The sequence below is a fragment of the Flavobacterium sp. GW821-FHT12A05 genome, from assembly GCF_058807735.1.
This window is the reverse complement of record NZ_JBXAQY010000004.1, coordinates 454,682-470,391: the sequence shown is the minus strand read 5'-3', so window position 1 is coordinate 470,391 and position 15,710 is coordinate 454,682. Positions and strand designations below refer to the sequence as shown.

Below are 15,710 nucleotides of genomic sequence, written 5' to 3'. Positions count from 1 at the left end.
AATGCTCCGGAGGAGCAAAATATCTATAGCAAAAAATAGCAAAAAAGATTTAAAGCTCCAGCGGAGCGAAATATTTATTTGTTGCAGATAGCTGCGAAGGATCAATTAAATTTTGGTTATTTTGTTGATATATAGGTTTTTATGTGCTATTTTTGGGTTTGTTTACTAACTCATTAGTTAAAAAACTAACGAATTAGTTTGTCTACTAATTAATTAGTAGTATCTTGCACCAAAATATTTCAACTATGATAAAATTAGCCAAACGAGAAGAACAGATCATGCAGGTGTTTTGGGATTTAGAAAAAGCTTTTATAAGAGACATAATTCCGTTGCTGCCAGATCCGAAACCGCATTACAATAGTGTGGCCACAATAGTAAAGATACTCGCAGAGAAAGGTTTTTTAAATTATGAAACTGCCGGAAACATGCATTGCTTTTTCCCCATTATCAGCAGGGAAGAGTATCAGCAATTTGCCTTAAAGGATATTGTAAGTCAATATTTTGATAATTCTTATCCTAGGATGTTAGCCTTTTTTGCAAAAGAACAAAAGCTTTCAGAAAAGGAATTGGACGAAATCGTGAGCATCATCAAAAAAGAAAAGATATGATACCTTATATTCTATACACAGCGCTTATTCTTTCAGCATGTTTTATATTTTATAAACTGCTTTTGCAAAAAGAAACTTTTTTCTATTTAAACCGATATGTTTTGCTGTTTTGTATGGTATTGGCCTTTACGCTGCCTTTAGTTCCGGTTCCGCAGCAATTATCATTTAGAAAAAATATTGCAGCAGAACCTGTTGAAATTACCAAAATCCCGACAGACAATGCATCTCAGGTAGTAAAAGAGAAATCAATTCAGCCTGCAGTTGTACAAGAAACGAAACAAGTAATCGATGTTGAAGTTTTAGTACAGGCCGTAATTTATTTGTACTGGTTTGGAGTTGTAGTATTTGGTCTTAATTTTTTAATGCAGGCCTTTATATTGCTGTTTAGATCGTATTCCGGATCAGCAATTCAGGATGGAAAGTTTCGTATTGTTGAAATAACAGGCGATAAAGCGCCGTGTTCTTTTGGCAATAACATTTTTATCAATCCTGAGAAATATGAATGGGAAACCTACAATCAAATTCTGCTTCATGAAAAAATTCATATTGAGCAGAAACATACTATTGACTTACTGCTGGCAGAAATTGTTCTGGTATTTCAATGGTTTAATCCTTTTGCCTGGCAGTGGCGAAAAGCGCTGGAAACTAATCTTGAATTTTTAACCGATGATCAAATGTTGCAGCAGGATACGGTTGAAAAAGAAAGCTATCAGTTCAGTCTGCTTAAAGTAGCTGCACCGCAATTTCCTTTGAGTCTTACAACTAATTATAATCAATCATTATTAAAAAAACGAATCATCATGATGAACTCAAAAAAATCAAATGTGCACACCACTTGGAAATACTTTTTCCTTGTGCCGCTAATGGTGCTTTTTGTCTGCCTTTTTAATCAACCGGCAGCGCAAAGTCAAACCCTAAATGTTATTGGGAAATCTAAACAAGACAAATCCGTTGAAAACGGAATTAAAACCGACGGAAACTGGTTTGCTGTAATCAAAGGCAATGCTGTAGAAATTAATTTTAAAAGCGATGAACATGATAATTCTTCGTTTACTTTTCAATTGAGCGAAATAAGCAGTCTTCCAAGAGACAAACAAGGAGAATTTACTTTAACCCGCGAAGCCGGAGCAATACAGTTTACCGGAAAATTTGAAGGAGACAGAGGAATGGGAACTTATAAGTTTATTGGAAACAAAGACTACAGCACAGCAATGAGCAAAGAAGGTTTGGATGTTACTAAAGACAATGATCTTATGGTTTTCTTTATGATTAATATCAAAGTTTCGTATGTACAAATGCTAAAGAAAAATGGTTTTAATGATTTAGACAAAGATCAGGTTATTCCGCTTGCTGCTTTAGATGTAAATGAAGCTTATATTACTTCGATTAAAAAAGCCATTCCGGATATTGATTTGGACAATCTTGTTCCTTTTAAATCATTAGATATCAATAAAGCGTTTATTGAAGAAATACGAAATGCAGGTTATAAAGATGTTAGCCCGGGGAATATTATTGCATTGAAATCTCAGGGAATTGATGCGAAATACATTAGCGATTTCCGTACTTCGATTAAAAACAAAAACAATGCAGAAAATAACGAAAACAGCAAAGAAGAAGATAGCGACGACGATATTATTGCTTTTAAATCCTTAAATATTGATAAGGCGTTTGTTGATTCTTTTAAAGGATTAGGATATAACCTTTCGAATAGTGATCTTATTGCATTTAAATCACTTAATGTAACGCCGGAATATGTAAAGAGTTTTCAAAACGCCGGTTATAAAAACATTCAGGCAGATAACCTGATTGCTTTTAAATCGCAAAACATTACGCCTGATGTAGTAAAGGAATATAAAAGCTTAGGATTTGACAACCTTGATCTGGATGAAATTGTAGGCGCAAAAGCAACCGGAACTACGCCATCATATATTAAATCGATGCGAGCAAAAGGGCATAATTTTAAAAGTCTGGATAAATATATTGCCTTAAAAGCATTGGCAAACAATTAAAATCATGGTTTAATCATTCGATTAACCTTAACAAAATAACGTAGTTGTAAGATTAAAAAAGCCCAAACCTGAAAAGGAATGGGTTTTTTTAATTCAATATTTTTTAAACCAATTTGAGGTTTGTTATTTTTCTTTTTTCTTTAAACATCTTCCTCGTGGTTCATCGCCTTCGTAGAGTACAATTTCAGAATGTAAAAATTGTGCAGCATCTGCTGAGCCTTTTACTTTTACAGCGCTTCGTTCTATCATCTCGGCTTCAAATTCGGTTAAGACACTTTTTCTGATTCCGTTTTTTCTCCATTCAGATGAAGGTCGGCATCCTTTTAAAATTCCGCGCGCCAATGTAAGTGCATCCAATAATGCCTGATTGGCGCCTTGACCTTTAAACGGACTCATGGGGTGAGCAGCGTCTCCAATTAATGTTATTGGTCCTGCTTTTTCTAACCATTCGGCTTTTAGAAATTCCCTGTCGTAAACAGGATATCCTGAAATCTGAGCTTCCTGAGTCGCTTCTAAAATCTGCGGAATAGGATCGTGCCATTGGGTTCTTCTACAGGCTTCTTCTTTAAGCGCTTTTGGACCTTTGGCACTTAATGTTTTTGCTTCCTCTTCGGACATCGGGAAACTCAACTGCCACATAACAGAATCTGCGGTATAAGGCATAACATAAATACGTTCGTTGCCATTGGCGGTTTGAAATACAGTAGCTGAATCTAATAAAGAACTATCAAGATTTTCAAGGGAACTTAAAGGACAAATTCCGAGAATTACAATACAATCTAAATAGCGCAATGGTGTAACATCTTCATCAATAATAAATCTTCGCACAGAACTGCGAATACCATCGGCACCCACTACAAGATCTGCTTTATGATTTTTAATTTTTCCGTTTACCTGAAAATTGAGGTCAACGCTGTTTGTATCATTTGGTGCAAAATCAATTAGCTGGTGTCCCCATTGTACAGCATCGTCTCCGCCAAGTTGTTTTAGAAGAGCTAAACGCAAAGATTGTCGGGCAATGTGCATATTAGTCCGCCTTGCCGATGTTTTTGCTTCAGATTGCAGCCATTTTCTAATTCCCCATTCGCCAATTACTTTTCCATCTGTAGTATGAACCAAATGTCTTGTGGAAATGACTTTATCTTCCAGCGAGAAAATTCCCAATCCTTCGATGGCTTTACTGGCTTGCTGCAGAGTAAGTCCGTAACCCTGAGATCGCGCGGCGAAATTAGTATCACGTTCATATAATGTAAAAGGAATGCCTCGGTGTAAACAAGCCACAGCGAGAGCTGTTCCGCCGATACCGGCGCCAATAATAGCAACATGCGGATAGTTTTCTTTATCGGGAATAGGAGGACTGGCAGAAGGCATCAATCCTGATCCGTTACATTTTAAACAAGTATGCAGGTGCGCTTTCGGACGAATAGGAGCTTGGCCTTGTCCATTTGTTTTTTCAAATTGATCTAGTGCTGCCTGATAATCTCGTCTTGCTTTATTTGTAAGTCCACGGCTTTTTTTACCACGTCCCTGACAATCTTTACAAATAGTCCAGCTGGTTTGTTCATTCGCTTCTTTTTTCACTTCCTCTTTAATTTAACTTTATGCCGGACACTTTATAATTGAGATTTTGTAAGCTTTTACAAGTGTGCAAATTTAGAACAAAAGACGGTTGGTACAAAACACTCTGAGAATTGAATTTGAACCTTTGATAGTTAAGGCTTGAAAAGCACTACTTTTCAGTATATTTGAAGTACTGCTTTTTTATATAGGCAGGGTTTTAATTAATTTGATAATGAAAGAAGAACAAAAGAAGCAGAGCTGTTCTGTTGAGGAATGTGATACGAATGAGATCAATCAGTACGGCGGTTCTCCTTTTTACAATATCTTTCTTTTGGAAGGAAACGGAAAAGTAAGCGTCGATTTAGCCGAATATTCCTTTGATGGCAAAATTGCTTTATTTTCAACGCCATATCAAATTATTCAATTCAAAACAGAAAAACCTTTAAAGGTTAGAAAACTGCAATTTCACGGCGATTTTTATTGTATCGAATACCACAAAAAAGAAGTAGCCTGTAATGGACTTTTATTTAATAATATCTACGAGCAAACCTTTATCAATTTGACCCCCGAAGAATATTCTGAAATAAATTATATACTCGAAAAATTGATTGTTGAGGTTGAAGATACTTCCAGTTATGCCGATGCTGTTGTAAAAACCTATCTGCAATTGATTTTGGCATTGTGCAGTAAAATCAAATCACAACAGGTTGTTGTTTACAATGAAAAGAATACTCATCATCCGTTAATGAAATTTAAAACATTACTCGAGAATCATTTTCATACCGAAAGACAGCCTTCTTTTTATGCTTCGCAAATGGGAATTTCTCCAAACAATTTTTCGAAGATCTGCAAACAGCATTTTTTTAAAACTCCTTCAGAATTAATTCACGAAAGAGTGATACTGGAATCTAAAAAACTCATTCATCTTAGTTATAAAAGCATGAAAGAAATTGCCTCAGAATTAAATTTTGATGATGAGAATTATTTCAGCCGTTACTTTAAAAAACATGTCGGAATTTCGCCTACCGCTTTTCGCGAAAATGTTGGAATATCTATCGCGGCAGATTTGTCCAGATAAACTCCACATTTGTCCATTGTTATAAAATTAGTGTCTCGCTAATTTTGTCTGTAAATAATTAAACAGATGAAAACACTAAAAATTCTAGCAGATTTACAAGGTCAATTTTTCAATTTTATGCGAATCGCCATTTTTATCGTAATGGTTTGGATTGGCGGACTTAAAGCATTTCAATATGAAGCAGACGGAATTGTTCCTTTTGTAGCCAATAGTCCATTAATGAGTTTCTTTTACAATAATCCCAAAGAATACAAGGATTACAAAAATAAAGAAGGAGAAGTAATTGAAAAGAATATCAACTGGAATACCCAAAACGGAACTTATAGCTTTTCGTATGCTTTAGGAAGTGTAATCGTAATTATCGGTTTTTTTAACCTATTTGGTATTTTCAACAACCGTATTGGCTTAATCGGCGGGTTACTTACGGCTGGTATGGCATTGGTTACACTTTCCTTTTTAATTACAACACCAGAAGTCTGGGTGCCTAATTTAGGAAGCGATATGCCAACGCCGCAACATGGTTTTCCGTACCTGTCCGGTGCAGGCCGACTGGTGATAAAAGATATCATTATGATGACCGGAGGTTTATTGATAGCTTCAGATTCAGCTAAGAAAATTTTAGAATATAAAAAGCTATAAAACAGTTGCAAATATTCTCGTTAGTAGTTTTGAAGGAATTACAAAACTACTAACGGAGAAATTACACCAATCATGATTCTTCCTGTAGTGGTATTTGATTGTCCTAAATCTGTTTTAGCATAATCGCTGTAATTGTAGAATCGGGCTACATAAGTGGCAAAAAACTTTAAGTTAAAGTTTTTGATAGGGTAAAATTCTACGGTTGGAATAACGCCCCAAGCTGTACGAATTCGGTTTGAACTGATATTTGGATCCGGAATATCTTTCCAGGAAGCCGTACTTACCATTCCGATAGCTGAAATTTTCCATTGCTCATTAAGAGAATATACTGTTCTAAGCCAATGTTCGATATAATATACATTTTCTGCCGCGTGATCTAAAACCGTTTCTGGAAGCAAAGAACTCACAACTCCTGTTCGGTCCAAATCTTCACTGCTCCATTTGAAATCATATTGAAAGAGCCATTTTTTAGTTCGAAACTGATTTCCTAATGCCGTATAGTACATATTTACTGGTTTTCCATTTTTTGTGGCTTCCTGAAAAACACTAAAACTGTATATGGTTTTAAATTTTCCGTCTAAAAAACTTCCGTTCCAGTTTCCCACGTACGCTGCAGGAAATTTTGCTTCTTCAACATCTGGTACATTTTGATATAGTTCAGAAAAAGTTTTTGTTCTTGAATTTAAAATCTGTCCCGAAAAGGTATGATTGGCATTTAGTTTCCAGTTTACCTGAACCCCCGTCAAAAAGTTATCCGAATTATCGACAATATCATTGTATTGATAAATGTCAATTGGGTTCATATCAAACTCATATCCGCCCCAGTTTGCTGTCATTTTTCCAATTGCAATACTAGTCCTGTTGGATATATTATAGCCAATAAAAGCCAAGTCTGTAGAACTGCTGATGTTATCTGTAGATTGTGGTTCCGTTTCTTTAGTATATCGGTCTCTAAACCTAAAAAAAACTTTGTCCTTATACACTTTCCCTTTTACTTCCAATCTAAACTGGTTTACTTCAAATTTACTGCCGGTATAGTTTCCGTCATCAAAATTGCTGTTAAAACCTATTTGAGTATTGAAAATTAAATCAACGTTATTGAGTAGATCAACTTTGCTTGTTTTTATTAAAGGTACCTGATGGTTTAATATGGTATCTGTTTGTTTATCCTGTTGTGAATAAACGCTTGTAACCAAAAAAACACCCAAAAATATTGAAGTTAAGACACGCATAATACAATTAAGTTTGTTTAATACTCAAAGAAATATTCCTGTATTTTTTTGCTGTCGCTTGTTTGGGTAAGCCCCAGCATTAATAAAATTCTTGCCTTTTGCGGAATCAAATCATCGGCTACAATAGTGCCTAGTTTTTTATCATCTGTTTCGTCAAATAAAGTAACTCTTCCAGACGGTACTCTGGAGGCTCTTGCTACAGAAATTCCTTTTTTAACCGCACTTGCCACAGCATCGGAGTTTACTTTGTTTAGATTTCCGTTACCCAAACCACCAGTTACAATTCCCTTTACTCCAGAAGCCACATAAGCGTTAATTGCTGTTGCAGGCGCATCAGCATACAATTCTACCACAGCTACATCTGGTAAAGTGGTTAAACCTGTAATATCAAAAGGGGTGCTTTTGTTCGTTTTTCTTATCGGACTTTCATAAAGAATAACTTTTCCGTCATACACTTGCCCGATTGGACCGCTGTTTGGAGCCGTAAAAGCATTTAAGTGTGTTGTACTGGTTTTTACAGCATTTCTTCCCGTTAAAATGTATTCATTAAACACCAATAAAACCCCGCTGTGTGCTGCTTGTTTTGAAGCGGCTAAAGTTACAGCATCGTACAAATTTTTAGGTCCATCGGCACTAATGGCTGTTGCAGGGCGCATAGAACCGGTAATGATTACGGGTTTGTCGTATCTTACTGTCAGTGATAAAAAATAAGCCGTTTCTTCTTGTGTATCAGTTCCATGAGTGATTACGATACCATCGGCTTCATCATTTTTATAAATTTCGTTGATTCTTTTATTCAGTTTAATCCAAATGTCTACTGTCATGTCCTGACTTCCTACATTGGAGATTTGTTCTCCGGAAATTTCTGCAATTTTATCAATTCCCGGAACCGCTGCGATTAAATCTTTTATCGGTAATTGTCCTGCAGTATAAGCAGAGCGATCTGCTGAAGCTCCTTGTCCTGCAATTGTTCCTCCAGTTGCAAGTATCTTGATTCGAGGTAATTTCTGAGCATAAATACCTGTCACTAATAAAACCGATAATAATAATGTAAATAAATTTTTCATAGATCAAATATTTTAATTTAAACTTTTATTATTTTGTTGAGTTCTCCCAGCTGGTTACATATTCCATTAAAATTTTACGGATGTTTTTTCCAAGAATCAGATAACTGTCAGTTGGAAGATTAGCAAGTGAAACCCTGATACTCCATTCTGGTCCGGCAAAACCGCCTCCGTTTAAAAGCACAATGGCTGTTTTTTCGGCCAGGCGGAATAAAACATCAACGGGTTCAAAATTAGTTTTCATCCACTTGGCAAAATCTTCACCGTAAAAGTGTTTTGCGGCGACCATAATATCAATTTCAGAATAATATCCGGCACGCATTGGATCTTCGAGAATAGGCACTTCTAATCCTTCCCACAATAAGCTGAGACGTTTGCGGATAATAGACTGCGTAAGCGTTTTGTAAACATCCTGAGTATCTAATAGACAAAATGCAGAGAACAACATCATCTGAAATTGCTGAGGAAGCGATAATCCGGCCGTATGATTTAAAGCTACTTGACGGCTGTCGGCTACAAGTCGGTCTATGAATTTGATTTTTTCAGGTTCTAAAGTCAAAGTCGAATAACGTTCGTGCAGTTCTTTTTTATGAGCCGGACTTAAATTGGCTATTTTTTTATCGAAAATATTATCCTGATGAATGGCAATCGTTCCCAGTCTCCAGCCCGTGCATCCAAAATATTTGGAGAACGAATAAACAGTAATGGTATTATGAGGAATAATGGCCATTAAAGACCTGAAATTGTTGATGAAAGTACCATAAACATCATCTGTAATAATCATTAATTCTGGATTGTGATTTTTTACAATATCAGCTATATAATTTAAGGTTTCTGTACTCATTGCTGATGATGGCGGATTACTCGGATTTACCACAAAAGCAACCTTAACAGACGGGTCTTTGAGTTTGTCTAATTCAGAATTTGGATACTGCCAGGTATGAAATCCATTTTCGCCAACACCGCTGGCCTCAACATAAACGACATCAAAATTATAGCGATCTAAATGAGGAATTTCGATATAGGGCGTAAAAGTAGGAGTAAGGAGCGCTATTTTATCTCCTCGTTCTGTAAGGTGATTTTGCATGAACGAATCAAAAATATAGCACATGGCGGCGGTTCCCCCCTCAACAGCAAAAATATCGTATTTGCCTTTATCATTTCCTGCGCCGCACATTTCCTGTACTAAATAGTCGTGAACCACAATTTCTATTTGGCTTAACATACGGTCCGGAACAGGGTAATTAAATCCAATTACGGCTTCGACCCATTCGCGAATCCAGGCATCACCATCAAAATCATGTTTATCTACTCCGTAATGATATGTTTTTTCTAAAAGAGCAGCACCGGGCGCGTCTTTATGTTTGGATAAAAATGCTTCAAAACGAGTGGCAACACCGCTTTTATTTTGTACAATTCCGGCCATTATGCCTTGTTCTTCAAAAACATTACGGCATTCTTCTAAAGCAAATTGTCCGAAAAGAAAAAAAGCTTCTCTGGGAACGGTTGCGATCCAGTTTGGATTTCCTCTTCCGGCATTTAGGGTAATTGCGGTTGATTTAAGTGCGCTTTCGTCTGCCAGATGAATCAATTCATTTTTAATTTCAAATGGACTAAGAGTCTGAAGTGTTTTTTCGACCTCTCGTGATGTTTTTATTTTAGAAATATCGATTGCCATAACTTAACTATTTATAGATTTTAAAAAATGCGTTTAACTCATGATTAATATGATGACGACTCCCCAGATAATAAGAAGCGTGTTTCCTACTGCATAGGTTACAGTATAACCCAAGGCAGGAGTTTTGCTTTTTACAGCGTCCTGAAGTGCTCCTAAGGCAGCAGTAGTAGTTCTTGCCCCGGCAGCACAGCCTAAGGTTATAATAGGATGAAATTTGAAAATATATCGTCCGATAAGAAGTGCCAGAATTAACGGAATTGCGGTAGCAGCAGCTCCTGCGATAAACAATCCCCAGCCGGCTTCCTGAAACCCAACAATAAAGCTAGGCCCCGCTGTAATACCCACTACGGCTATAAAAATGTTTAAACCTACATTATTCATTACCCACAAAGCAGGTTCCGGAATACGGCCAAAAGTAGGGTGCTGGCCTCTTAACCAACCAAAAAACAAACCAGAGATTAAGGCTCCGCCGCTTGTACTCAGACTTATAGGAACTCCGCCCACTTTAATGCTTAAGGCGCCAAAGAGACCTCCAAGTACGATTCCTAAACCAACAAATGCCATATCGGTAGAATTGGTAGGTCGGTCAGGATAGCCAATATGTTCAGCCGCTTGGTCCACATCTTTTTTAATACCAATAAGTTCAATCATATCTCCTTTGTTTAAAAGAGTATTTGGCAGTATTGGCATTTGAATTCCGGCTCTTTTTAAAGACCGAACCACAACACCGTGCATGAATTTTATATGTCTTAAATCGGCAAGGGTTTTGTTTATTACTTCTTTTTTTACAACTAGTATGCTTAGTACTTCTACCGGAAAATTAAGAAGTTCTATATCTAAAACCTCTTTTTCATTTACAGCCACGTAGTTCATCATAAACTCTCGTCTTCCGCCCAGCGCGATAATGTCATTCTCTTTAATTACGGTGTTTGGAGAAGCGTCTATAATTTCATTTCTTTTTCGGATGCGTTGTATAAACAAACGTCTGCCTTTACTTTCAAGCTCTGCTTCAATTTCTGCTACGGTTTTATTGCAGGCATAGGAAAGTGCCGAAATCTGATACGCATTATAAATAACCCTGTCGTAAGCAGATGCAATACTTGGATCATCGCCAATCGCATCTCCGCCTAGCTGAATTTCAAGTTCTTTGGCTTTTTCGATCAGATTTCCGCCTAATAATTTAGGGCCTAAAGAAGCCAATAACCAAGCCGATCCCGCTGTTCCGAATATATAAGTAACAGCATACGCAACCGGAATTTTGTTAATCAGTGCTGCTTTTTGATCAGCTGGAATTCCTAATTGATTTATGGTATCCGAAGCTACGCCGATAACTGCCGAAATAGTTTGAGAACCTGCAAGCATACCAGCGGTTAAGCCCATATCGTACCCCATAATTTTGCCTATCAGGTATGGACATATTAAACAAAGTACACATACTATTGCAGCATAAAACATCTGCGGAAGTCCGTCTTTCTTTAAACCTCCAAAAAACTGGGGCCCAACACTGTATCCAACAGCGAATAGAAACATGAGAAAAAAGACCGATTTTACATTTGGAGAAATTACAATATCTAATTGTCCAACTAAAACTCCCACCAATAAAACGCTGGTTACGGTTCCTAACGAAAAGCTTCCAATTTTAAATTTTCCAATAAAGTAGCCTAAGGATAAGGTAAGAAAAACGGCTAGTTCGGGATAGTCTTTTAAGGTAGTAATAATCCAATCCATAGTTGCTTTTTTTAAGTAGGTAGATATCAATACTTGACGTCAATTATATTGCGTCATTCAAAAATATGGCATATAAAAGGAGTAATCGTAAGGAGGAAGCGCTTACATTGTTCCATATTATAACTTGCAACTCAATAAATTAGATGTAATATGAAACAGGACGTTTCAAATTATAACTTGCAACACATATTCTCATTTTTGTCATTGCGAGGAACGAAGCAATCTCACTAAAGATATGATGCTGGCTTTGCGTGATGGCACGCAGATGACGCTGATTAAACAGATTTGTTTTTATCATTGTCAAAACTCCCGATAACTATTGCGATGACGGAGAATCAGATAAAAAGTCAAAAGATTCACTATTAAGCGTTAGAGCAATTCTGGCGCTTTTTATAAATTCGATTAATTCAAATTGCTTTAACTCCAAAACCAGATTATTAAGTTCTTCTTCTTGTCCCGTTGCTTCAAATACCGTGAACTCTTTTTCGATTGTGATAAATCTGGTGTTGTATTTTTTAAGCAAATGATTCATGTTTTCGTCGTTGATGAAGCTCGAAGTCCTAACTTTAAATAATCCCATTTGTTTCCATACAATTTCGTCGTTTGTACTGTAGTAACATTTAAAAACTTCGATAATTTTCTCGATTTGAAGAGCTGCGTTTCTAACAACTTCAAAAGTATCGTTTATAACAAGAGTGCATCGGTACATTTTGTCGATTTCGCAGGTAGAGATATTAAGGCTTTCTAAATTGATTTTTCGTCGGGAAAGGATAACTGTTATTTTATTCAGTAATCCCATTTGATCTTCTGTGTAAGCCGTTAAAGTATATTCTTGTTTCATTTTAAAGTTGAATTGTATTGGAATGATTTGTAATTGGTGTTTTGTAGAAATAAAAAAACCTTTCTCGTTTTGACTGAGAAAGGTTTTTATTATGCAATAGAATCCTGCCTCGTCATGGTATACGAATAATGATAATTGCGCTAATAATAGTTTGTACTGAATTTTTCATACTATTTTAAAATAAAAAAACCTCCCAAATAGGGAGGTTTTTAAATTGTATCTGTGTACTTATTTATATAACATCCCTGATCATTATCGAATGATAATAATGCTGATAATTGAGATGTTAATTAAGTTTTTCATTTTCTGTTCTGAATGAGCGACAAATGTATTGATTTTTATAAGACTACAAAAAGTTTTTTTAATAATCCAACCACAATTTCAGCAGTGAAGCTTTTGTACGGCTTACAATTACAGCTTCGTCTTTGCTGTGTTTTATTTTGAGTTTCAGTTTGCCATTAAAATAATTATTAACTTTTTCAATAGCATTTATATGAATGATATACTGTCTGTTTGCCCTGAAAAAACTTTTTGGATTCAATTCTTGTTCAAGTGCTTCAAGCGTATGAGGTACTACAACTTCTTCACCATTAAATAAATAGGCATAATTAATATTGAGGTTGGAGTAAAAGCACGCAATATCTTCTACATCAATTTTTCTGTAACCGTCTCTGTACGGTATCAAAAAACGGTTTCTATATTCCTTTGGCTGCATGTAGGCAAGCAGTTCCTGAATCTGTGAATTGGGACTAACAGGCTGTTGTAAAGAATTTTCTAATTTGATAATAGCTGCTTCCAGTTCGTTTTTTTCAATTGGTTTAAGAAGATAATCAACACTATTGTATTTAAAAGCCTTAATAGCATATTCGTCATAAGCCGTTGTAAATATAATAGGGCAGGTAAGAGTGGTGAGATTGAAAATTTCAAAGCTGAGCCCGTCTGCCAGCTGCACATCCATAAGAATAAGGTCCGGAGATTGGTTTTCAGAAAGCCAGGCAACAGTATTTTTAACGCTCGACAAAACACCCACAATTTCTGCATCGGGTTTTATTTTGATTATCAAACGTTTAATTCTTTCAGAATTTAGTTTTTCATCCTCAAGGATTAATATTTTTTTTATAGTATTCATTTGATGAGTGGTACTTTTATGGTAAAAGTCTCCGTATTTTCTTCTATAGAAACTTTTCGATCGCTTAATAAAGCATAACGATTTACAATATTTTTCAATCCAATTCCGGTAGAATAGGCTTTTTTAATGAGCGGCAAAATAGTATTCGATACCACTAATTCGTCATTTTCATTAGAATAAATCTTAACCACCAATGGATTTTCTTCTTCCGTGCGATTATGTTTCAGGGCATTTTCAATAAAAAGCTGTAATGTAATGGGCGGAATCTGCATACTCAGTTTTGATTTGTCAATGTCGATATGAAAACTGCATCCATCTCCCATACGGTTCTGAATAAGAAAAAGATACGCATCTAGAAAGTGAAGTTCTTCTTGTAACGGAACCAGTTTCTTTTTAGAATTAACCAATAAATAGCGGTAGACTTTGGCGAAATTTTCAGTGTAATCATATCCCAATTGCTGATCTTGGAGTATTAACTCCGAAAGCACACTGAGGTTATTAAAAACAAAATGCGGATCGAGTTGTAATTTGAGTGCCTGCAGTTCTATTTCGGCGGCTATTTGTTTATTTTCGGCTGCTTTTACTTTGTATTCGGCTGCTTTTAAAGTCGCGTTTTTCCAATTTTTCAGCAGAAAATCACCTGTATTAAGGGCACTTACCATCAATGCCCATAATATGATCGAAATAATGGTATATACTGCTTCCCGAACTCCTATGTTAACCGGCTGAATAATAGTTAGATAATCTCCATAAATGTAGTAAATGATGCTTAAAGAAATAATGACAAACAAGGCTCCAAAAGTTTGAAATATAATTTGAATGATCAAACGTTTTACAGGATGAACCATCCAGGATATTTTCTTGTTTAAAACCCTGTCAATAAAAAGACTGACAACCAAAATAACGACGCAGAAAAGAATATTAGTGAAAATATCCAGCAGCATCAAATGCGGCGGTAAGTTAAAATATTCCCTCCAGTACGAAAACGGAAATATGATAAACAGCGTAGAGTAAGAGCCTAAAAATAAAAACGTAATAAGGAGCAGACTTTTTTGGTGGCTCTTTTTTGGTGGTTCAGTTATTTCGTCGGTGTAATTCACAAGATTCCTTTTTTAAGAGTGCAAATAAAAGGATTTTAAAATAAAACCGAAGCACTTTTTGTTGATTTAATCGGCTGTAAAGGTACTGTTTATAAAGGGTTTCGCAAAAGAAACGACTTCATTTCAATTCAATATCCCAAATTGACGATTCACCTGAGAGATTCGCCGTTTCACTTAATAAATTCTCCTGAAAGCGATAGACCAATACTATTTTTGCGCCATAATTATAACAATTAATATGATAAAAATGGAAAAAAAAATGGTAATGACAAAGTCGAATTCGGGATTGAAAAATTATAAAAGTAATGCAGTAATTCTTTTTTTCTTGGTAATGTTTGCTTCTTCGGCATCGGCACAAAAATCAAAAGTATTGGATGTCTTTTTTAAATACGGAATTGACTCCAGTATTCTGAATCCCGAAAAAACGAAACGACCTGATAATCTTGCCTTCGATTATAAACAAACCGTTATAACAAGCGCTAAGGAAACTGAAACAATTGCAAAATTTGATCCTTCACTTTCAGGTGTAGAACAATGGAGTGTTGTTTCTATTGATGGAAAATCACCATCGAAATCTGCCGTAAATTCTTTTAGAAAAAATCAAAGTAAAGCAGCAGGAACAACGCCTACAGATGATACAACTTATAAAATTGAAAAAGAAACACCAGATCAGCTGGTAATTAGTTATAAAGTCGATCCAAGCAATCTTACAAAAGAAAATGCTTTTGTAAAAGACTGTAGATTTTATATGACGATCAACCTTAAAACGAAAAAACTGGACCAGATACAAACGCTTAACGAAAAGCCGGTAAAAGTAAATATTCTTACTGCCGATAAATTTGATATTGTCTTGAAATACAAATGGAATGACGAAGCAAAACAATTTGTTCCGGTAAGCGAAAACCTTACGATGGAAGCTAAATTTATAGGACAGGCAACCAACATTCAAACCATTACAGAATATTCAAATTACCAGAAAAAATAAATAGTAAACGACGGTTTTTAAATCTGCCGTTTCTTTAAAAAACATGATTACGAGACAAA

Annotated in this window: 13 protein-coding genes; 5 read left to right on the top strand and 8 right to left on the bottom strand. The window is 35.7% G+C overall.

The window, feature by feature from the left end; all coding sequences use genetic code 11:
* Positions 1-245 precede the first annotated feature (245 nt).
* The gene (locus AC1RRQ_RS11665) at positions 246-608 is read left to right on the top strand and encodes a BlaI/MecI/CopY family transcriptional regulator (protein WP_071637605.1); all 363 of its coding nucleotides are present in this window, start codon (positions 246-248) and stop codon (positions 606-608) included.
* The gene (locus AC1RRQ_RS11660; RefSeq protein ID WP_493023199.1) at positions 605-2,617 is read left to right on the top strand and encodes a M56 family metallopeptidase; all 2,013 of its coding nucleotides are present in this window, start codon (positions 605-607) and stop codon (positions 2,615-2,617) included. Before AC1RRQ_RS11665 ends, AC1RRQ_RS11660 begins: the two co-directional genes overlap by 4 nt.
* 123 nt (positions 2,618-2,740) lie before the next feature.
* On the opposite strand, the gene AC1RRQ_RS11655 is transcribed toward AC1RRQ_RS11660, so the two are convergent.
* Positions 2,741-4,198, bottom strand: a complete 1,458-nt coding sequence (locus tag AC1RRQ_RS11655; RefSeq protein WP_493023198.1) for an FAD-dependent oxidoreductase — start codon at positions 4,196-4,198, stop codon at positions 2,741-2,743.
* Positions 4,199-4,409: 211 nt separating this feature from the next.
* On the opposite strand from AC1RRQ_RS11655, the gene AC1RRQ_RS11650 reads away from it, so the two are divergent.
* The gene (locus tag AC1RRQ_RS11650; protein WP_493023197.1) at positions 4,410-5,255 is read left to right on the top strand and encodes a helix-turn-helix domain-containing protein; all 846 of its coding nucleotides are present in this window, start codon (positions 4,410-4,412) and stop codon (positions 5,253-5,255) included.
* Positions 5,256-5,321: 66 nt separating this feature from the next.
* The gene (locus AC1RRQ_RS11645) at positions 5,322-5,894 is read left to right on the top strand and encodes a DUF417 family protein (RefSeq protein ID WP_493023196.1); all 573 of its coding nucleotides are present in this window, start codon (positions 5,322-5,324) and stop codon (positions 5,892-5,894) included.
* Between the two features lie 38 nt (positions 5,895-5,932).
* Here AC1RRQ_RS11645 and AC1RRQ_RS11640 read toward each other — a convergent pair whose 3' ends face one another.
* From AC1RRQ_RS11640 to AC1RRQ_RS11610, 7 genes are all read right to left on the bottom strand, one after another.
* Positions 5,933-7,126 (bottom strand): porin, encoded by a 1,194-nt coding sequence (locus AC1RRQ_RS11640; protein ID WP_493023195.1) that lies wholly within the window; start codon positions 7,124-7,126, stop codon positions 5,933-5,935.
* A gap of 17 nt (positions 7,127-7,143) precedes the next feature.
* The gene (locus AC1RRQ_RS11635; RefSeq protein WP_493023194.1) at positions 7,144-8,193 is read right to left on the bottom strand and encodes a type II asparaginase; all 1,050 of its coding nucleotides are present in this window, start codon (positions 8,191-8,193) and stop codon (positions 7,144-7,146) included.
* Between the two features lie 28 nt (positions 8,194-8,221).
* Positions 8,222-9,868, bottom strand: coding sequence for an aspartate 4-decarboxylase (aspD, locus tag AC1RRQ_RS11630; RefSeq protein WP_493023193.1), 1,647 nt, complete (start codon positions 9,866-9,868; stop codon positions 8,222-8,224).
* A gap of 33 nt (positions 9,869-9,901) precedes the next feature.
* Complete coding sequence (gene aspT, locus AC1RRQ_RS11625; RefSeq protein ID WP_493023192.1) at positions 9,902-11,596, bottom strand: aspartate-alanine antiporter; 1,695 nt, start codon at positions 11,594-11,596, stop codon at positions 9,902-9,904.
* A gap of 316 nt (positions 11,597-11,912) precedes the next feature.
* On the bottom strand, positions 11,913-12,437 hold the full coding sequence (ilvN, locus tag AC1RRQ_RS11620; protein ID WP_493023191.1) for an acetolactate synthase small subunit: 525 nt from the start codon (positions 12,435-12,437) through the stop codon (positions 11,913-11,915).
* 361 nt (positions 12,438-12,798) lie between these two features.
* Positions 12,799-13,566, bottom strand: a complete 768-nt coding sequence (locus tag AC1RRQ_RS11615) for a LytR/AlgR family response regulator transcription factor (protein ID WP_493023190.1) — start codon at positions 13,564-13,566, stop codon at positions 12,799-12,801.
* A complete protein-coding gene (locus tag AC1RRQ_RS11610; protein ID WP_493023189.1) occupies positions 13,563-14,666 on the bottom strand; it encodes a sensor histidine kinase in 1,104 nt (367 codons plus the stop codon). Before AC1RRQ_RS11610 ends, AC1RRQ_RS11615 begins: the two co-directional genes overlap by 4 nt.
* Positions 14,667-14,913: 247 nt before the next feature.
* Between AC1RRQ_RS11610 and AC1RRQ_RS11605 the strand changes: the two genes are divergently transcribed.
* On the top strand, positions 14,914-15,651 hold the full coding sequence (locus AC1RRQ_RS11605; protein WP_493023188.1) for a hypothetical protein: 738 nt from the start codon (positions 14,914-14,916) through the stop codon (positions 15,649-15,651).
* Positions 15,652-15,710 lie beyond the last annotated feature (59 nt).